This is a genomic window from Armatimonadota bacterium (assembly GCA_022563855.1).
In the GTDB taxonomy this organism is placed as follows: Bacteria; Armatimonadota; Fimbriimonadia; order Fimbriimonadales; family Fimbriimonadaceae; genus JADFMN01.
In genome coordinates, this window is record JADFMN010000004.1 from 111,881 (window position 1) to 131,833 (window position 19,953).

Annotated in this window: 16 protein-coding genes; 6 read left to right on the forward strand and 10 right to left on the reverse strand. The window is 60.3% G+C overall.

Going from position 1 to position 19,953, the window contains the following annotated elements; translation table 11 throughout:
- The first annotated feature begins 254 nt into the window (after positions 1–254).
- From IH944_06510 to IH944_06520, 3 genes are all read left to right on the forward strand, one after another.
- Positions 255–866: a hypothetical protein gene (locus IH944_06510; GenBank protein ID MCH7904205.1), complete on the forward strand. Its 612-nt coding sequence runs from the start codon at positions 255–257 to the stop codon at positions 864–866.
- Positions 867–1,126: 260 nt separating this feature from the next.
- Complete coding sequence (locus IH944_06515; protein ID MCH7904206.1) at positions 1,127–1,339, forward strand: hypothetical protein; 213 nt, start codon at positions 1,127–1,129, stop codon at positions 1,337–1,339.
- A gap of 182 nt (positions 1,340–1,521) precedes the next feature.
- Entirely contained in the window at positions 1,522–1,818 is a 297-nt protein-coding gene (locus IH944_06520) for a hypothetical protein (GenBank protein ID MCH7904207.1), read from the forward strand.
- A gap of 92 nt (positions 1,819–1,910) precedes the next feature.
- On the opposite strand, the gene IH944_06525 is transcribed toward IH944_06520, so the two are convergent.
- Entirely contained in the window at positions 1,911–2,525 is a 615-nt protein-coding gene (locus IH944_06525) for a DUF1080 domain-containing protein (protein ID MCH7904208.1), read from the reverse strand.
- Positions 2,526–2,693: 168 nt separating this feature from the next.
- Between IH944_06525 and IH944_06530 the strand changes: the two genes are divergently transcribed.
- A complete protein-coding gene (locus IH944_06530) occupies positions 2,694–4,592 on the forward strand; it encodes an ATP-binding protein (protein ID MCH7904209.1) in 1,899 nt (632 codons plus the stop codon).
- A gap of 123 nt (positions 4,593–4,715) precedes the next feature.
- Positions 4,716–5,942 carry a histidinol-phosphatase gene (locus IH944_06535; protein ID MCH7904210.1) on the forward strand — a complete coding sequence of 409 codons (1,227 nt, stop codon included), beginning with the start codon at positions 4,716–4,718 and terminating at the stop codon, positions 5,940–5,942.
- 4 nt (positions 5,943–5,946) lie between these two features.
- Here IH944_06535 and IH944_06540 read toward each other — a convergent pair whose 3' ends face one another.
- Positions 5,947–6,423, reverse strand: a complete 477-nt coding sequence (locus IH944_06540; protein MCH7904211.1) for a cyclic nucleotide-binding domain-containing protein — start codon at positions 6,421–6,423, stop codon at positions 5,947–5,949.
- Between the two features lie 500 nt (positions 6,424–6,923).
- Here IH944_06540 and IH944_06545 point away from each other — a divergent pair, with 500 nt between their 5' ends.
- The gene (locus IH944_06545; GenBank protein ID MCH7904212.1) at positions 6,924–7,490 is read left to right on the forward strand and encodes an HDIG domain-containing protein; all 567 of its coding nucleotides are present in this window, start codon (positions 6,924–6,926) and stop codon (positions 7,488–7,490) included.
- Here the strand turns inward: IH944_06545 and IH944_06550 are convergent.
- Genes IH944_06550 through IH944_06585 form a run of 8 tightly spaced genes read right to left on the reverse strand, consistent with a single transcriptional unit; the run spans position 7,487 to position 19,947 of the window.
- Entirely contained in the window at positions 7,487–8,803 is a 1,317-nt protein-coding gene (locus IH944_06550) for a hypothetical protein (protein ID MCH7904213.1), read from the reverse strand. The two genes, IH944_06545 and IH944_06550, sit on opposite strands and share 4 nt — an antisense overlap.
- Positions 8,787–9,665 (reverse strand): hypothetical protein, encoded by an 879-nt coding sequence (locus IH944_06555; GenBank protein ID MCH7904214.1) that lies wholly within the window; start codon positions 9,663–9,665, stop codon positions 8,787–8,789. Before IH944_06555 ends, IH944_06550 begins: the two co-directional genes overlap by 17 nt.
- A complete protein-coding gene (locus tag IH944_06560; protein MCH7904215.1) occupies positions 9,662–12,412 on the reverse strand; it encodes a hypothetical protein in 2,751 nt (916 codons plus the stop codon). The genes IH944_06555 and IH944_06560 overlap by 4 nt, the downstream gene beginning before the upstream one ends.
- 15 nt (positions 12,413–12,427) lie before the next feature.
- The gene (locus IH944_06565) at positions 12,428–13,741 is read right to left on the reverse strand and encodes a carboxypeptidase regulatory-like domain-containing protein (protein MCH7904216.1); all 1,314 of its coding nucleotides are present in this window, start codon (positions 13,739–13,741) and stop codon (positions 12,428–12,430) included.
- A 44-nt stretch (positions 13,742–13,785) separates the two neighbouring features.
- Positions 13,786–16,362 (reverse strand): hypothetical protein, encoded by a 2,577-nt coding sequence (locus tag IH944_06570; protein MCH7904217.1) that lies wholly within the window; start codon positions 16,360–16,362, stop codon positions 13,786–13,788.
- Positions 16,363–16,369: 7 nt separating this feature from the next.
- Positions 16,370–17,446: a polysaccharide pyruvyl transferase CsaB gene (csaB, locus tag IH944_06575; protein ID MCH7904218.1), complete on the reverse strand. Its 1,077-nt coding sequence runs from the start codon at positions 17,444–17,446 to the stop codon at positions 16,370–16,372.
- A 1-nt stretch (position 17,447) separates the two neighbouring features.
- Positions 17,448–19,259, reverse strand: coding sequence for a hypothetical protein (locus IH944_06580; protein MCH7904219.1), 1,812 nt, complete (start codon positions 19,257–19,259; stop codon positions 17,448–17,450).
- Positions 19,252–19,947, reverse strand: a complete 696-nt coding sequence (locus tag IH944_06585; GenBank protein MCH7904220.1) for a rhomboid family intramembrane serine protease — start codon at positions 19,945–19,947, stop codon at positions 19,252–19,254. The genes IH944_06580 and IH944_06585 overlap by 8 nt, the downstream gene beginning before the upstream one ends.
- Positions 19,948–19,953 lie beyond the last annotated feature (6 nt).

Consider the following 19,953-nt stretch of genomic DNA (forward strand, 5'->3'; position numbering starts at 1 on the left):
ACGCCGCTGACGAATCGGCAAAAGGTGTCCGAAAAACGTCCCCTCTCCCGGAGCGGAGTTTTCGGCAAAACCGCAGGTCACCAGTTCCGGGGGAGGGACAGGGAGGGGGTAGAAAGCAGTACTTTGGCGAAGACTGAGCAGCGCCTCCAATCTGGCGACCCGTCCCGTCTGCGCAGGGCAGGCGCTCGCTCATGACATCCCGCCCGACCGCCGCGCGTCTATCCAGTAGACTCGCCTCGAAAGGAGCCGGCAAAATGCTGACCGCGATCTTATTAACGATACTCGCTACCTCGCCTTCCACGTACGCAAACGACGTCGTCTACAAGCTGGACGGAGTAGGCATCATCGCTCCAGATGAGACTGCGGCACGGTACGCGATCGCGAGGCTCAGAGAGCTGAACAAGGGGTTCTACCGGGTCGAACCGATGGACGACGGCACTTTCTACCTCGACTACAGTCGGAGCCTGCTCCACGATCCGCAAAGAGTGTCGACCATTCTCAAAGGCGAATACAGAGAACCGGATGTCCACGTCGCGCAAGGCGCGGTGGAGGAGGAGGGCGCGCGGTCCAGTACTTTCGCTAAGAGGGTCGAAGGCGGACTGTCGGTGACCGCCAGTTCCAGCGACCTGCACGACGTCCTCTTCGACGTCATGAAGGAAGCGCGGCGCTCGTACCAAGTCGGGCCGAGAGTCAATGGGGTGGTCACGTTCAGTTACACCTCAGAATCGATCGAGTCGATCGTGGGCATACTTTCGCGACAGGTCAACGCCCTGTTCTTGATCGAAGGCAAAGATCTGATCTTTATCGACGACGCTGGCATTATAAAGAGGAGGAACGTCGGCTTTCGCGGCATCCGTCCCTATTGATGCGCGGGTGCGGTGGGCAACAGAGCCTGGCCAACGAACACACGCGTCGATACAGCGACGCCCTCTATTTCATGCCTCCGCGCTTGCAGTCTGCAGGGTTCTTTCTGTGAGTTGCCGACCCGGCTAGCCGGCCCCCCAGCGCCGCGATTCTGTACAAAAAGATCGAAAAACCCGAACCCAGTTGGCTCGCAGCCGTCAAACATAACGCAGGGAAGCGACTGCTGCGGCAGGAGGCTGCGTCATGGATATATATATCTGATATGTTACAGACAGATACAAACCTGCAATGGGAAAAACTCAAGGTTGCTGAGCCCAAGCACGAGTTCAGCTACGGCACCATCTACCGGGGCAAGGTTCCCGGCGGCTGGCTCATCACCATGTTTTGGACGACTGGCCACAGCGATGGCGGGGTCACGATGACCTTCATGCCCGACTCCGACCATAGCTGGGACGGCGGAACGCTGCCGAACTGACCCGGCGACAAAGCCGAGTTCAAATCCCCGGTCGCACGGAGAACGCAGTGCGCCGGGCGAGCCCGATTGCGCTAGCCCGGCAACAAATCTTCTCAATTTCGCGTGGCATGGCTGTCCCGATGTGTGCCGGGATCAACCATCAGCTTGAGTTACTTCCGACGATAAGGTCAGAATCTATCCTGATGGAGCAAAAGAAGGGCAGCCTCTTGGATGAGTTGAACAAGAACCACAGGCAGTGGGCATTGGGCGGAATCATCGGTCCACCACTGTTCGGCGACGCTTGGATCGGCAGCGTCATCGGTATTTGGGGAGCCGATTTACTCACGTACTTCGCATTGGGCACTTGTGCTATGGCGACTTTCCTGCTTCCGATTCGCGCGATAGTCTGCCTGATCGACAAAGACGATTTCCGCGTTGTGCTGATGTTCCTCGGCTTGGCAGCGATCAACGCGCCGTTCCTGTATTTCTTCTTGCGATAACACCCAGACCGCAACAACCTTTCACCAGGTGTAAACCCGCACCGCCGACCGACACTGGCTGACGGTAGCGAGTCCGCAATCAAAAGGACGATCTACTTCAGCGCCTTGAGATAGATGTCCTTGTACTCGATATCCATCTCAAGCCCGCCATGGAGCTGCAGCGCGAGGCGTCCCTCGGTGCGGCCCTTCGGGTCGTCGATGTCCGTGATGACCACGCCGTTCACCTTGATCAGGTAGTGCGTGCCGATAGCGGTGACCTCTAGATCGGTCCACTCTCCCGGCTTGTACTTCGACTGATCGTGAAGCTTGAAGTCGGGGAAGTGCACCCAGCCGCGACCGCCGGTCTCGTAGATCCCGCCGGTCTCCAAAGAAGTGTCGACCTCGACCTGGAACCCGTGCACGATCACCTCGTCGTCGACCCTCTCGGTGCGGAAGTAGAACCCGCTGTCGCCCGCGCGGATGCGGAACTTGAGCTTCGCAGTGAAGTTCTTGACCGGGTCCTTCCAAAGAAGAATCCCCTGCGGCTGGTCTTTGGTGCTGGTGCCGGCGATAACGCCGTCCTTGACCTCCCACTTCCCCCCGCCGATCGCGGTCCATCCGTCAAGCGTCTTGCCATCGAAGATACTTTCGTCGTTTGAGAACTGCTGGCCAGACGCGAGCACTGCGCAGACTGCGACAACGACTAAAACGGATCGTCGAACGAGCATGACGACATTCTGGCGCATTCGGCGCGGGCCACGCGAGCCTGCCGTTCAGCCGACAGCAACCGCTCGATCTTCGTCGACCGATTCTGTGGACGTCACAACTACGGCAACCGAAGCAGGGGCCATAATGCTGATCACGGCGTAAGGCAGGGGTGAGGCCGTAGGTTGCAAGTGTTACCCCTGTCCGAGCGGTTGAAAGAGGCAGTGCGAAGTGGATCGCCAGAAGAGGCGCTTTCCGCGCTTTTCGTGCGCGAACTGGGTTGGGTGCCGGGGGAAGGAGCCGACGTCGTCGCACTTTCGGGATCGCTCTCGCTCGTGATTGTGGCCGATTCTAACACAGCGCCGAGGGCTCGGGAGATTGGCGCAGTGCTCGACTCGGACTCGCGCACGATGACGTTGCTAGCGCTGACAGAGGGCACAGTATCCCGTCTCGATATAGACCGCGAGCACCCAAAGTCGATGGTATTGGACAGGCTGCGTCTGCTGCGCCGCGAGCAGGGCGTGCACGAGCGGGACGAAGCCAAGGATGATCGAAGGCTGGCCGCGTGCTTTCAAGCCAAAGGAATCGCCGACTCGTTCCTCGCCGACTATCGTAGCTTGTTCGAGAAGTACGTAGATCGAGTTGAGCCGATGCCGGCAGCGAGGTCGCGATCAGCCGCGGTGCAAGATTCGCGGGCTCTGAGAGGCCAGCTTCTGAATCGTTGCCTGATCCGTGTGCTGCTGCTTGCGTTTTTGCAGAGCAAAGGGTGGTTCAGATTCGCGGACAGCCAGAACTACATCGCCGAACTGTATCGCGCGTGGAAGGCCGCACCGGGCGCGTACCGATTTCACCAGCGGCTCGCGATCCTGTTCTTCAACGCCCTCAACCAGCCGTCGGCAGCTGCGCGAGAGTTGCTCCGCCCGCAGGTCGGAGACGTTCCGCATCTCGGCGGGGGCATCTTCTCCCCTGAGCAGTTCGAGAGCGAGTCGGCGGTGATCCCCGACGAGCTGTTCGACGAGCTGATCGGTGAGAACGGCCTGTTGGGGAAGTACGAGTTTTCGACCAAGGAGAGCGGGCCGAACGAAACGGTTGTCGCCGTCAATCCGGAAATTCTCGGCGCGGTGTTCAGCGCGTTCATTCAAGGCGACGACAAGGCGGCAATCGTCGACACGAAGTCTCTGCGCGAGGGTTGTCGCGGTGTTATCGCTGCGCACATGGACACCGCCCCGGCGTTGGATCTGCCGCCCGAGCGCAAGCGGCTCAAGGAGTGGATGGTGCGCGTGAGAGCGATCAACATCATCGACGAGGAGTGCGGCGCGGGTTCGTACCTTGTGGCGATGCTCGAAGAGATCACCGCGCTGATCGAACGCATCTCGAAACAGCTGGGGAATCGACCTCTCCGTCGATCTGCGTTGAAGGCACAAGTCGCAAAGGACAACCTCAGGGGGCTCGACAAGAGCGATTTGGCGGTTCAAGTGACGATGATGAGGCTCGCGCTAGCCATTCTTTCAGAAGAGTCTGACGATGCGCCTCTCGCTCTCCCAAACTTGCGGCAGGTCGTCCGCGTCGGGGGCGCGCTGAAACCAGATCGGCCCGCTTCCATTCGACCGGTTCCTCCAGAAAGCGCAGAGGTCGAGTACAAGTCGACGTTCGAGTGGAACTCGCGCAAGGGCGCCCGCGACCCTTCGCTTCGCCTTGCGACGCTCAAGACCGTTGCAGCGTTTCTGAACAGCGAGGGCGGCAAGCTGTATCTCGGAGTGAGCGACTCCGGAGAGCCGATCGGGCTTGCGGGCGACTTCGGTCTTTTCTCCGAGGGCGGATCGCGGGACGGCTTCGAGGGCAAGCTGCGCGAAGCGCTGAAGAACCACTTGGAGCCGCTACCGCTTGGCAACGTATCGATCATGTGGCAGAGATTCGGCGATCTCGACGTTTGCGTCGTCTGCGTGACGCCAACCTCGACAGTCACGTACGTCCGGAGCAAAGACGACCACGGCCAACAGGTCGAGTCGATCTACGTGCGAGACGGGAACCGAACGTTGGACCTCAAGGGCAAACAGCGCGACCAGTTCGTGTTATCGCGGCATTCTTGACTTGCGGGGTAGTGTGGGAAAATGGAAAGGCTTATTCCGGCAGCGGTCGCGCTTGCGGCCACTTGGATCATCGGCGTAGGAGTGTTCGACGAAAATGCGGGGTTTCCTCCAGTGAATGAAGCGGTGTCCGACGACGTTCTAGAGGACACTACCGCTGCCCGCTGGTGGAAAGGCAACCTCCACACCCACACGTTTTGGAGCGACGGCGACGACTATCCGGAGATGGTCGTCGACTGGTACCGGAGCCGCGACTACAACTTCCTGGCGCTCTCCGACCACAACATCCTGAGCGACAAGGAGCTTTGGATGGACATGAGCGGCGGCCGCGGCGCAGGGAGGCCGCTCGTGCGTTATCTCGACCGGTTCGGCGACGACTGGGTCGAGACGCGAGTGCGAAACAACAAGACGCAAGTCCGACTCAAGACCCTGAGCGAATTCCGAGGGCTGTTCGAGGAGCCCGGCGAGTTCCTGTTGATCCAAAGCGAGGAGATAACCGACAGCGCGGAGGGCAAGCCGGTACACGTAAACGCCACGAACATTCAAGAACTGATCAGGCCGCAGCGAGGCAAGACGGTGTTCGAGGCGATGCAGAACAACGTGAACGCAGTCTTGGAGCAGCGCGAGCGCACTGGAGTTCCGATGTTCCCGCACATCAACCATCCGAACTTCGGGTGGGCCGTGACCGCCGAAGACCTGATGAAGCTTGAGGGAGAGAAGTTCTTCGAGGTGTACAACGGGCACCCGTCGGTCCGAAACTTCGGCGACGCGAACCACGCGGGCGGAGAGCTCATGTGGGACATCATCCTGACGGTGCGGCTCGCGGAGCTTGGCAAAGAGGTGATGTACGGCATGGCGACGGACGACGCGCACAACTATTTCAGTTACCAGATCGGGAGAGCCAACCCCGGCCGAGCCTGGGTCGTGGTGCGGGCTGTCGAACTGACAGCCGCGAGCATCGTGGCGGCGATGGAGCGCGGCGACTTCTACGGCTCTACCGGCGTCGTGCTGCGCAATATCGTTTATGATGGAAAGAGTTTGAGCATCGAGATCGAACCGGAGGAGGGAGTCACTTACCAAACGATGTTCATCGGCACCCGTCGCGGGTACGACCGGAGTAGCGAGCCGATCCTGAACGCCGACGGAGCGCCGCTCGCGGTCACCCGCAAGTACAGCGACGAAATCGGCGAGGTCTTCTCCGTGGTCGATGGGCTGTCGGCGTCTTACACGCTTCACGGCGACGAGATATACGTCCGTGCGAAGGTGGTCTCCAGCAAGACGAAGGTGAACCCGTTCACTGCAGGCGAGACCGAGGTCGCCTGGGTGCAGCCCGTCGTCCCTGGGACCGAGTGATCTGCTACAGCGGTGCGTGCTCCCAGTGGTCGTACGTCTTCGCCCGCAGGTCCTCCATCACGGTCGCCGACTGGCGCAGCCGCATGCTGAGAACTCGCGAGAGGTTCGCGAGCATCGTGAACCCGACCTCCCTGTTCTGCGACATGTACGCTCGCAGCTCTTTCGCCGGGAGACGCGCGAACTTCACCTGGCCCATGCAGACCGCCGTAGCAGAGCGCGGTCCGGCATCGACCAGCGCGACCTCGCCGATCACAGAGCCGGGACCGCAGTCGCCCATCTTGTCGCCTTTGTCGGTGTAGACGCACACGGTCCCCTCCAAAATCACGAACAGGTCGCTGCTCTTGTCGTCCTTCTTGATCAGACACTCGTCGGCCAGCAGGCACCCGAACTCGGCCAGTTCGGCGATTTGGTCGATCTCTTCGTCCGACAGTCCGGCGACAAGGTAGTTCTTCTTGAATACGTCTGCGTAGTCAGCGATCATTTGCAATTCTCCAGAACAGTAGCTGAGTCAACCTGTTCAACATCAGCCATGGTTCCACCGGGGTTCGTAGAGCCCCGCTCCATGATACTGGCGGCAGGTGGTCGGGCGTCAATACGGACCGGCAATTTTCCGCGCAGTTGTGGTTCGAGCGTGCCACGGTCAGGCCCGAAGGGCTTGTCCGTGCCGCCGTTCAACGGGAGGGCGAGCGTCCCCGCGAGCCGCGCGAACTAAGGGTTTCCATCGTCCAGCGGCAGTTGCGAAGTGATGTGTGGACCGCAAGCCAAGGTCGCCCAGGAGGACGACCCTCCATGGGGAAGTCCCGAACCCAGTTGGCAGTTTGCAGTTGGCAGTTCCACGAACCGCGAACCTCCGTACAAAGCAGAACCAACCCGAACACAGTTCTCAGTTGGCAGATTGCAGTTGGCAGATCCACGAACCGCGAACCTCCGTACAAACCCGAACCCCCAAACTTCTCAACATCCAAAGTAAACTCCAAGCCAATGACTCAAACCCGAGACGATGCCTGGAACCTGCTTTGCGAGCACACGCCGAGCGACAGCCTGCGACGGCACTGCATGGGAGCGGAAACCTGCATGCGGTGGTACGCCGAGAAGCTGGGAGAGGACGTCGAGAAGTGGGGCATCGCCGGGCTCTTGCACGACTTCGACTACGAGCAGCACCCCGACGAGCATCCGCTTTGGGGGATTGCGCTGCTGAAAGACCAAGGGTGGCCGGAAGACGTGATCCAGGCCATCGGAGCGCACTACACCGCCAAGACCGGAGTCGAGCCGACCGCGCCGATGGACAAGTACCTCTTCGCCTGCGACGAGCTGAGCGGGTTCATCACGGCGGTCACCTACGTCCGACCGAGCAAGAGCATCATGGAGGTGAAGGTCAAGAGCGTGACCAAAAAGCTCAAGACGCTCAACTTCGCCGCAGGGGTCAACCGCGACGATGTGTACAACGGAGCCGAGGTCATCGGGACCGACCTGAACGAGCACATCGGCAACTGCATCACGGCGATGCAGGGGAACGCCGAGGCGCTCGGCCTCAAGGGCGACGTCTAGGCGCCTCCGTCGTCGTCATCAGTGAACACGGTTGCAGCGAAGTTGTTGCCGGTGACCCGTTCGTTGTCCTCGTTCGTCGAGAGAGTAATGTCCGTCGCTTTGAACCGGTCGCCGATCGACAGCAGCAGCATTGCGTCCTGTTTTCCCTCGCTGCTGAGCAGTGTAAGCGTCTCGGCTTCGCCATCGTAGAGCGCGCTGTGCGCCCACCCGAACCTCCAACCTGACGCCAAGTCCTGCCGCGCAAACGGATTCCCGGTGATGACGGCCCGCCGTTCGCCGTCCTTGTACCAGTACTCGACCTGGTCGGCGACGACCTTGGTAGGGAACTTGCGAATGTTCTCTGTGTCGCGCAGGGCTTCGATCTGCTCGTCGGTTGCGGCCTGCGGATCGGTCGGCGTGCCGTCGCGGTCCATCCGGGGCACGTCCAGTATCTTGGTCTCCTCGAGCTTCTCGTCGTCCTCGGCTTTGATGAGCATCGTGACAGAGCCGACGAGCTTCACTCTGCGCTCGTCGCGGTAGACCGTCGCTTCGTCGCACTTCAAGTTGACGTCGACGCTCCAGTACCGCACGTTCCCGGTCGCGATCAGCACGTCCTCCTCGCGGTAGTGGGTGACGAAATCGGCGACGACGATGATCTCGCCATCGGTTGCGCGGGCCTCTTCGTAGCGGCCCACATCCCCAACGATCTCCATATGGAGGCCGTGGATCTGCCATTCGCGGCGTTCGTCTTGGACCGGGTCCTGCAGCTTTCCGGTCCACGAAACTTCGCCTGCAGTCAGGATTCTGCCATCGGTGACATACCCCACTTCGGATGCGATCAAATAACCTCCGTCGAGCGTCCCGGTCACTTCACCTTGGATCGTCAGAGTGCCGGTGTCCTTGTCGTACTGAAACTCGTCGGCGAACAAGTCCATCCGATCGTTCCAAACGTGTACGCCCTCGTCGGCGAGCAGCTGTCGAGTGTAGTACCGATACACCGCTCGCTCGGCTTCGTAAAAAAAGTCGTCGTCTTCCTCCATCCAGAAGTGGCCGTTTCGGACGCCGGTCATCGTAATCGTGCTTCGGTCTCTTGTCACCGACGCCGAGTCCACGGTTGCGCTTGACGTCAAGCGGTCGAACTCGTGAATTTTGAACTCGAAGTTTGAGATCGCAATCCCCTCGGTCGCTCCGAGCGGCTCGTCCCCGCCACGGAACTTCACGAACGCGTCGGCGCGCAGTATCTCCGCCATCGAAACCCAGCCGACGCCGATGGTCAGCAGCGCAACGGCGGGCACTCCAATTATGCGAACCACTTTCTTAGCTGATCGTGACATTGACAACTTTCAGATCGTCCGGCGAATTCAGTGTGACAGGCTCGGACCCGGTTTTGTTTCCAGACGTCGCCACGATAGTGTACGTTCCAGCGGGCACCCAGAAGCGGTATTGAGCGGCGATATCGGCAATGGTAGTCCGGATCGTCGTTCCCCCCTGCTTGATCTCGACGGTCGCGCCGATGCCATCGCCGACAGGGAGTATCGTTCCGGTGATGTTGAACGGCGGCGGCGGCGGATCGCCGGAGCTCTCGGGCGAGAGCGGAATGGTGCCGACCTCTATTACGCCGCCGATCGGCGTCGTAGGCGGGCTGAACAGACGAGTCACGAACTCCTGCTTAGTGACCTCCCCGATCAGATCCCCGAACGCGGCGGGACTGCTGAACGAGTACGCGACTTCGATAAGCGTGAATTCTCCGCTGACGTCTGTGACCGCGCTTCTGCCTGCAAGCTTGACGGTTGCGTCTGCGAGAGCGCTGAGATCAGACGCGTCGACGACGGTACCGTGCACGGTGATCAGGTCAGGTCCGATGTAAAGATCGCCGATATCCACGGTGCCTTGCACCGGCGGAAAGGTGAAGGTCATGACAACCGGAGGCTCCCCGCCGCCGGCGGAATAGCTGACTAGCACGCTGTCCGTGTTGACTGAAACCTCGAGCGTGAAGGACCCGTCCACGATGTCCGATTGGGTCGAGCCGAGGCCTGCGGCAACGCTTGCTGGCGGATCCGGCGCAGCGTTGCTCTCGATCCAAAGTATGCGACCTACTAGAATCGCGTTGGCCGGGCCGCCTCCGCCCCCTCCTCCCCCAGCGCATCCAAGCAAGACGAGTCCAGCAAGGAAGATCGCAGCGCAGCCGCGCCTCAACGGCCTGCCCCCGTTCGCACTATAAACTTGTGGGTCTGCGCACGAGCGATGAACATATATCGCCCTCGTCCGATGTACCTGCGCGTTCTGTCTGCGTCGAGGTCGATGAGGGTAAGCGACTTGCGCCTCATCATCGGCTTGAACTCAAGAACGTAGCGCCTGCCCGGCACGAGTCCCTCGGCCAAGATCGAGAACTCATCCTGTGACCCCCAGAGACGTATGTCCTTGTAAAGCCGTCTTCCGTTCGCAATCGACAGCTGCATGCCTGCGGGGTTTGGCGGAAGGGTAACGTCTTCGCTCGGTCGTACCGCCCGGAGTCCGTTTGTGGCCTGTCCGATGACGATCGGCGAACGCGACCGGAGCGGATCTCGAAGAACGATCTCGGTCTCCCACCGTTTCGGTGTGTACGACCAGTATTCGGGCAGACCAAGCGGCCTGAGCGATCCGCCGCCGACGCCAGACCGCGAGCGGTGCGAGGCCGGAACGAAAATCAGAACTGCGCCTTCCGGGCGCAGCGCCCTCACGAAGTACGACTTGCCCGGCTGCAAGACTGTGACGGGCAGGATCGTCCCCGTATCGGGATTGCCTCCGGCTGGCGCAAACTCGAAGACTGTGCTGCCGACCGACACGCCAGCCGCCTCGATGAAAGTTGAAACGGATTCGGACGAGACGGTGACGAGCAGATCGCTGGTGCTGATCGACTCTTGGAACGGGACGGAGACCATGTTCCAGCCGGGCTGCAGCGAAACGACCACCGGCACGTCCGGCGCGGTTCGGCCGTCGACCTGCACCGTCGCCGCCGATCCAGCCCGAACGAAATACCCCAATCCCGACAGGAATTGACCTTCGGTTGGGAACAGATCGAACGAGTTTGTCACTGCGTTCCACCTCGCGAACAGCGTTTCGCCGAAAGACTGCTGCAGCAGATCGGCGGGGTGAATCCGGTACGGCTGCAGCGGCAAGCCGATCATCTCCAGCCGAGCGAGCTTGTTGAGCTGATAGGAAACCTCCATCGTCGGCGGTCGAAGATCGAGCCCGATGCTGCCGACGCTTTTGTTCACCTTTCGCGTGAAAGCCTCTACAGGTCCTGCGCCGACGTCTAGGAATACTCGAACGATGAGCGCTTGCCCTTTGTCGTAGGACGTATCGGAAATCAACGTACCGAACGCAAAGTTGAGAACCGGAATATCTGTTGCCGATCCGCCGACCCAGTCGACCGATACGCTGTACTCTCCGGGTGACAAAGCCGGCAGCCCGGTCAACGTGCCGTAGAAGTTCTTCGGCGTGGGATCGGTGATGGTTGCGATCGCTCCTGCCGGCAAGTACAGTCGCGCGTTGTTCCCTTCAAACGGTAGATCGACGGCCACCCGGTACGGCTCGCCGCCGAACGTCGCCTCTGGGAAGTTCGGAACGACCGAGCCCCATGCGGCTGTCACGTTGATCAAGTCGTCCTGTGCGTTCGTGAAGAACCTCACGAAGTCCGGGCGCCAAAAGATCGGATAGCTGCGACCGGTCAGCAAAGTCTCGTCGCCGAACTTGTCTGTGCGAAAGGCGTTCAGCACAATCCCGAAGACGCCGAAGTCACCGGACACGGCAGGAGGAATTGGAAACGCCTCCGCGAGAAGCTTGAGGCCTGGCGTCAGCGTGTTGTCGAGTATGTACTGCCTCTTAGTCCACGGCTCGAACTCCAAGCCCTCCACCGTTGTGCCAGGCTGGCCGGTGAGGAAGTCCAGCACATCCTGCCCCAGTTGCAACAGCTGTGGCTCGGTCTGATAGCCGGCAGGAGCCGCGTAGTAACGGCCGTTGAACTCGGCGAAGAAACCTGGGTACTGAACGCCGACTTTCAGCCACGTCGTCCCAACCATTTTGTACCGCAGCAGGAAAATGCCTCCGGTGTTGCCGCCCGGCGGCAGGGGCGTGTCGAGCAGGTTCGGGGCGATGAAAGCAGGTCCGCCCAATGCCGGCTGGTTGTACCAGTCGTAAAACACCGTGACGTCGTACAGGCTTTCTAGGGTCAGCTCGACCTCCTCGGACGTGACGGGATTAGGAATGCTGCCGGCTGAGCGCGAGACCATCATCGCCGCCGCCCGCACGAATCCCTCTTGATACGACTCAAACGGATAGGTCTTGTCGCCAGCGTAAGCGAGCAGCATCGTGTGGATGTAGTTGACCGCTGTGGCCGCCGGACTGAAAAAGACGGGGAATCGGATTTCCGGGCCGTCGGGACCGTTCGGCACGTAGTACCCGCCGGCGACGGCCAACCGGTCTTGGATGTCGGCGTCGTAGTTGAGGACGTGAACAACTCCACCGACGTCCGGCATTCCGAAGATGGCGTTCATCGCCGGCCTTGCCGCGGTGAACACAGACTCCAGCCACGCTCGGTACTCGGCAGGAAAGGCTCGCGCGCCGGCAGTGTCGAACGTCGGTATGATATCTGCGCCAAAACCGCGCCCGCTCGGGTTGAGCGGCAGCGGCACGCCGTTCTCAGTCAGGATTACGCGAACTGGCAGCGTGAAGACGTCCTGCGGCAATCCGTGCTCTATCCTGAAGAGCCGACTGGCTTCGCTGAGCGTCGCGGTCCGACGGGCGTACTGTCGCACGGCCGCGTCGGCAAGGTCCATGATATCGGAGCGCGAGCGAGAACCGCCGACCTCGACATACAGGTCGCTTGCGCCCGCCAATCCGGCAATAAATGTAGCGGCGGCCGCCACGATGAGCGGCCGCGAGATGCTCCGAACCAAGTTCACTAAAGTCAGTTACCTCTATCCTAGGAAGGAGTCAATGGCCGTGATCGTTCGAGCTGACCAGTCACCGTTCACTCCCAGGACGAGGTAATAGTATGTCTTGCCGGGCACCAGGCCAGGGCCGTTGTAGACGTAAGAGGTGCCAAATGCGGGGTCGAGTTCGTTGCTCCAGAAGACGTCGACCCCTACGCCGGGGAACTCTTCGAACAGGAAAACGATGTACTCTGAGGCCAGCGAGCCCGCTTGCCACCGGAACGTTAGGGGTCCGAACGATGGGGGGAGCAGCGTTAATGGAGCAAGCGTGTCTACCACGACCCTGTCACTCAGTTCGCTCTCCGATCCCGCGGCCGGATAGTCCGTTGCGATGGCTGTGACCGCATAAGAGTACGTCGAGGCTGTGCCGACGCTCATGTCGACGTAGTACCCGGCTAGCGGGTCGGCCAGAAAGTCGAGGAACGAAAGCGCTCCGAACGCCGAGTTCGCTCTGTAAATGCCGAAGCCAAGAAGGTCAGGGCTCGTTGGATCATCCCAGAACACATCGACTTCGACAAGCGTCCCAACAGGAAGGTGTGCTTGACTGTTCTGCTCGCCGGTTGCCATCGCTTCTCGACGAGGATCTATCTGTGACTTGACGTACTCGATCGCGTCGACGCCAAAACCGCGGCCAGCCAGTCCGAAGCCGGGAGAGACCCAGGAAACCGCTTCGACCCCGGTCGGAGGCTCCATGAACGGTGAACCGGCGTTGCCCAGTACGAAGTTCAGCGTGCGCGACTCGCGCGCTGACAGCACGACGTCCTCTTGGTCGGAGCGGAACGTTCGAGCCGTTGCGCTGATCGTGTAGACGTAATCCGGCAGAAGGTTCGACAGTAAGTAAACGCCATCGGCATTCGTAAACGTTCTCGCGCTGCTACCGGCGCCGTTGTAGGCGTACACCGAAACGTTCTCAAGGAGGAACCCCTCTCGATCCTTCACTACGCCGTGTACGTGTGCCGCTTCGCTAGCGACTCCGACGATGATGTTGACGCTCTGCGTGACCTCGTTTTCAAAGTCGAGCGTCCAGTTGACTCCGAGGTACCTGACTCCGTTCTTAAAAATCTCCGCCTGGACGCGCACCTCGCCTGCACGCACGTTCTCAAGGACATAGGCGCCTGTCGGCGAAGTGAACGTTAGCGCATCGTCCGTCCACACCTTCGCGTCGCGCACCGGGTTGTTGTCGATGTCTAGAACCGTGCCAGTAATCGACGACGTGAATGGTCCGCTAAAGCCGCCACAACCGCCGAGGCCGGCGCATATCACGCAAGCTAGAACAGGAATCCAAAGTGCTTTTCGCATGGCTTTCACCTGGGACAAGATCAAACGCTTCACAAGCCTATCCGTTACGAGCGGTAAAAGTCGAACACGAGATCAATGTCGAATCCGCGCGAACTGTACGCCCCGGTAGATATGAACGGATCGCTGTTGCGGACGTTCCGAATCCGGTAAGCGAATTGAAGCGCCAGGCTCCTCCATATTTGATACCGGTACGTGACCCCTACGTCAGACTCGATTTGCGCAAGATAACCAGTAGTATTACCGGCCCGAACGTTCACTGCCAACGAATGTCGTGACCCGAGTCGGTACCCGAGCGCGGCGTCAACGCTAGCCGAGTTTTGGCCGAACGTTCCGCTTCCGCCCGAGAGCATGAGCCCGTAAATCACCGAGTACGACCAAAGTTGGGACGGCGCTCCGTTGAATGCGACGTGTAAGGTCGTACTCGCAGAGCGAAGCGGCGAGTCGACGAACCGCGTCCGGCTGAAGTCGAGGTTTGCCGTAACGAAGTTCTGCCGGCCGAGATCGTATGAAACGTCGATCCCAGCCCCGATAGTCGAGGTGTTCGAGCTGTACGAGCCTTGCGATCTCTGCGTGTAGCCGTACGCGTTCAGAGCTAGCCTTGCGCTGGGAACGTACTGCGCGCGCAACCGGTACCTTTGAACTTCGCTTGCGCTGGTGAAGCTTGAACTACCGACGCCTCCGCTAAAGCCGTTGCCATTGAAGCCAGCTCCGTACCCGTTTGAGAAGCCGCTCAACGCCGCAATGCCGCCTGCGTTGCTGTCCTGAAAGTCGAAGTTGATCCCCCACAGCAACTGGCCATCCTTGTTCCTCTGGTACTGAACGGTGGCTAAAATGTCGCGCCCTAGACCGTTAGACCCTTTCGACTTCACGCTGCTCAATCCGGTGTTCATCGCGACGGTCCAGACCTCGCTTCTGTCGGCTCGACCGGCTTCATACGCAGTGCGAAGGTTGAGGCCGAAGATCTCTGCCGACTGCCTTCCGCCTTCGCCATCAGGGCCTGACGCGTTCTGCTGCTGCAGGCTGAGTACGGTGTCGAGTTTGCCGAACCGCTTGTTCGTGTTGAGGCTCCAACTATCGACCGACGTTTCGCCCTGCAGGCTCCCTGAGCGACGCCGGTTGAATTCAAGGTTCCACGGGATGCCGTCGCCGCTCGGCTCGTACTTCGTGAATGCGCTGACGGTTGTGAACCTACTGCTGGTGAACGTCGCATTGCCGTTGCCATCGACCTGTCGAGACGAGATGCTGGAGTTGGTCTGTCCGAGGCCATACGTCCAACGCGAGTCAGGTCGCGCCGTGAGTCTCAGGTTGTGCGCCCTTTCGTTTCGTGCGAATCCTATAGATTCGATGCTGACGTAATCTTCTGGAATCTGCCGCGCGCCGGCAATCAGCTCGTACACCCCGAGCGTGTACCGGAGTTCGACGGATCGTGCAGTGCCCTGCGATGGGGTTGGGGTGTTGCTCAGCCGACCGGTTGCTTGGCTGTAAGTCAGCGCGCCGTCCCTCCCCCCGCTGCCGATCCCCCATCGCAAGTCCCAGCCGAAGGTCTCCCGGTCGCCGTCGACGGTCTTTGTCGGCTTTGGGGTGTACAGCACGTCGATCTCTCGCTCGGGAGCCATGAACCGCGTAAAGAAGAAGATGCTGGCATTGTCCGGATCAAAGAAGTAGTCGATCCCTTCGATCTGCTGTATTCCGTCTACGGTGATGACAACGGGCTCCGTCGGCAACGGCTCGAACTGCAAGAAGTACGGCGTCGACGGCGGACCGAAGCCAAAGAACTTTTCGAGCCTCGTCGAGAGCCGACCTGTCGCGCCAGTGATTTGACGGATCGCCGTCACGCCAATCCTCAGATTGGCCAGCACCTCGTAGGTTCCGCCGACGCCTTGCACGGTGCCTTTCTGTCCCGAGAAGCCGAACACTTCGTACGTGGCGACGATGACGCTTGTCGGTGGAATGATCTTGCTTTGACCGGTTCTGCGATTGACGAACGTGATCGCCCCCCGTTCGTATTCAATCTCATAGTCGGTTCCCAGTACCTGCCGGACGCCGTCGACCTCGATGATCTCAGAGCCCCGGACGATTTGGGTGCTCTGCAAGAAGTACGGCCCTGCGGAGTTCGTGCCGCGGATCGTCACGGTCTTGGCGGCGCCGCGCACCTCGCTGCTCACTACCCGCATTTGGAGCCGCCCCGCCCCGTACCCGATCGTCACTCCCCGCAGTGACTTGTTGAACCGTGCGAATCGATTCGTGTTGAGCAGTCTCCCACGGACGTCGCCCAATTCGATCTCCCAAGGTCCTCGGTCGTAGTCAAGCGTGAACCGTTGCCCCTGCGGGTCGTAAAACCGGCTGTCCGTGATCGTAAAGTCGAAGTTCAGCGCTCCAAGCACCTGGAAACCGCTGATACGGATCGTCCCGTGGTCTGTGATCTTCTTATCGCCTTGACCGGAGTAATTGCCAAAATTGAACGCGTTGCGATCTCCTGTGACCTCGTGGTCGTGATACGACAGCCTGCGATTGCCGGATATTGTGATGCGATCGATGATCTCTCTCTGCACCCAGCGCGGCAATCCAAGGCCGCTCTGGCCCTGGACGTGTGCAGCAGCAAGCCCGAATGCAAGGGCCACGCAGATTCTAGGTGCCAACCGTGTGTACGAGAACCTCAATGTTTCTTTCCGCCTGCTGTGCGAGCGATTCGGCGCTCTTCCGCACTGACTCCGCCCACTGCTCCTTGCTCTTGATGAAAGTCTGGAAGTCGCTGAACAGGGACTCGGCAGTCGCCTCCCTGACATTAGGAGGGGCTGGGAACCCCATGGCGTTCGAGAACACTTGAATCTTTGGGTCATACGAGACCATGAAGGCGGGAACGCCGACGGTAGCCGCCAGGACGCCGGCATGCAGCCTCATGCCTATGACAGCCTGCATTCGAGCGAGCCTTCGCTGGAGGTCCGCAGGGTGAGCAATTCCTTTGAGGTCCGGAACTTTGCCGCCGTGCAACTTGGCGATTTGATGAATCAGCGGCCGATCGAGTTCTCGATCCATCTCGATCATGACGGGCACGTACCTGTTTTCGCTCAGCAACTTGATCAGCTTGGCGAACAGCCCGACGATCGCTCTATCGCGCATTTTCCGGACCGGGCGCACCGACACGCCGACCGCCTTCATGTCGCCAAACCCGAAGCTTGCTTTGCCTTTTTCACTCTCCGGCTGCTTCAACAAGAACGCCATGTCTGCCGACACTTGCGGGCTCGCTCTCACACCCAGCGATTTGAGCGTCGCGGCCGAGCCTTTGTCGCGAACGACGATCGCGTCCGCTGCCTCGAAGGCAGACGCCGCGAAACGCTTACCCAAGAACCGGTCCAAGGGCCCGACCCCCTGTCCGAGCAGGACGACTTTCTTGCCCGCCTTTTTCGCAGATCTAACGAGGTTTGAGTAGTACGCTACGCTACGAACGCTCGTGACGTCTTGAAAGATGCTCCCGCCCGGGAACACAAGAGCGTCGCACGATTCGATCGTCGCCTGTATCGCTTTGAAATCAAGGTGCCCTACGCCCGACAATCCGTAGCTTCCCGACAGCCTCTTGGGAGAGCCGCAGATGACCGAAAAGTCGTAGTTGTAGTCTGCAACGCTCCTTGTGAAGGCAAGCATGATCGCGTCGTCCCCAAGGTTTTCTCGACCAAAGTAACCCGCCACGACTAGCCGCTTGCCCATATCAGTTGGAGGCCTCCGACGGCGCGAACAACCTCCTGCCCAACAGCCACAAAAGCCATCCAATTATACCGCCGAGCAGGATTCCCAGAGCGAGCCGGGCCAGCCCGAGAGCGATCGGTGTGTGGAGGTGGCAGAGCGTGTTGATGAGGCTCGTTTGTGCGATCATCCCGATTACGATCGCCGCTTCGCCCAAGCCGTTGCCGGCGACACGCGACCGGATCAAGGACAGTCCGATCAGTAGTGCAGGGTAGCCGAGGAAGACCTCTTTGGATCGGGGCCTTACGGAGAAAAGCTGATCAATCATCGAGCGCAGCTGGATCTCCACGGCAGAGACGGCTCCGGGGTTGTCGTTCCCCGATCGCACGAAAACGAGTACGCCGATCGCAAGTGCTGCGACTGTTAGAAGCGCTGCACCCCAAGTGACGGGATTTGGCGCCAGCTTTCGCACGCCACCGCTGCGTATGATCATCATCCAGCCGACGATGGCGATCGGCGCAAACATCGCCAGCTTGACGCCGCGAAACGCATCGGCCCTGACCATGAAATCAACGCCGACGAGCGTGCTCGCCACGACCAGGCCGCCGACCAGGCTCGCAAGGCACATGCCCAAGAACGCAACGATCGGGTGCAGGTCGCTCTTCCGGGCGAACAGCAGATACCCGCACACCGGGTAGGCAATGGCGGCGAGCAGTACGTAATACGCGCGCAGTTCGGGAATCACCGTGGCGCCAGCAAACGCGAGAACACCGATCCACGCAATCGTCCGCCCTCCGCGCACGGCAAGAACCTCAGATACCGTCCAAGCAATGGCCGGCGCTGCCAGGAGCGAGATTGCGACGATGAGCCACTGCGGAACCGCGGGGTCTTGGAACGGTCGCGGCTCTTTGACTTCGCCCCCGACGCTTCTGATTTCAGTTCGTATTGACGCGAGCGTTCGACCCATCTCCTCGACGGCGTTTGAGCTGGCCTGCGTCGTCGGGCGCAGCAGAAGCCACCGCACGTTTCGCTCTCGGAACGCCTTTTTCATCCGGTCGAGAAGAGCCCGAGACGAGAGCCGCTCGGATTCAAGTTGCTGGATGGAGTGGAGCCGAATCGTGCTCTGTGCCAACTCGGATCGCAGATACGAATCGCCGCCGAGTACGACGAACTCGGGCGACACATAGTCCATTCCCAGCTCCTCCAAGGTCTCCGCAGTCGTCTCGATCAGCACGCGCGAGCCGAGCGCCTGATTGCCGCCGATCAAGTATGCGTCGGCACCGAGCTCGCTCGACTGGGCCAGCGTATCTTCGATGTAATTTTCGTTTGCCCCAGGCACGTTTTCGTGGCGAGCGATGAGCACGAGCCTCGCGGATTTCACCTGCGCAGCGCGGGCGGGATTGAGTCCGATTGGCGTGTCGTACAACGTCGGCACGTCGCGATCAGAGCGAAAGATATTCGGCCTAAGTTCTTGCAGCGGCTCTCCGAACCTGCGCTCATATGCGCTTCTGAGGCGGGCCGAGCTCGACAGTCGTTGAAGAATTATTCGGTTCCCTCCCTCCTCCGGGAGCAGGAAGAGCGAATTGTTCTCGACCAACGTCTGCACAGTCTCCTCCGTCATCGCGACGCCCGTCAGGCCGCGCTCAGCCAGGTACTCCAGGGTCTCCTCGTAGCTCAGCCCGCTGGTCGATGCAAGCGATTCGATGACGCTTGACTCCAGCATCAAGCCTACGGCCTTGTTGGAAGCCTCGGCCTTGTGGCGCAAACTGAGCGACCAGCCCGCAAGTAGCAAGCACAGCGCAGAGCAGACAGCGATCGCCTGGCGCGACTCAATCATCCTCGTCCTCCTCCTTCAGCCATCGCCGCCACCGCCCGCCTTTCAGCACCTTCTCTCTGCCGCCCATCACCAATACCGTCACCATACCGGCCAAGAAGCCGCCAGCGTGAGCCCAATTGGCAACGCCCTGCTGAGGCAGCAAGACGTTGAATACGAACCAGAACCCTAGAAGGATCCACGCAGGCAGCCTGAACACCCAGAAGATGAACGGAGGAACGAACACTGAGATCTTGTTTCCCGGGAAGACCAGGAAGTACGTTCCGAGCACTCCGCCGATCGCTCCGGACGCCCCGAGCACTGCAACGTTCGACGACGGATCGACGAATATGTGCGCAGCGGAGGCGACGACCCCCCAGAACAGGTAGTAAAGCGCGAAACGGAATCCGCCGAGAGCGTTTTCGACGTTCTCCCCAAACGCGAACAGGTACAGCATGTTGCCGATCAGGTGCGTTAGCGAGCCGTGCAGGAACATGCTCGTGAACAGCTTGCCTAGCTCGATCGGGTCTCCCTGCCCGCTAACCGCGCGCATCACCTCCGCCGGGCGCATCGCAAGGTCTGCGAAAACGTAGCTGGAGCCACCGAGCGACCAAGCTCGATCCCACACGAAGATCAAGACGTTGAGCCCGATCAGTGTCCATGTGACGATGGGCTTGTCTCGCGATTCCAGGTTGTCGCGGATCGGGATCATCTACGC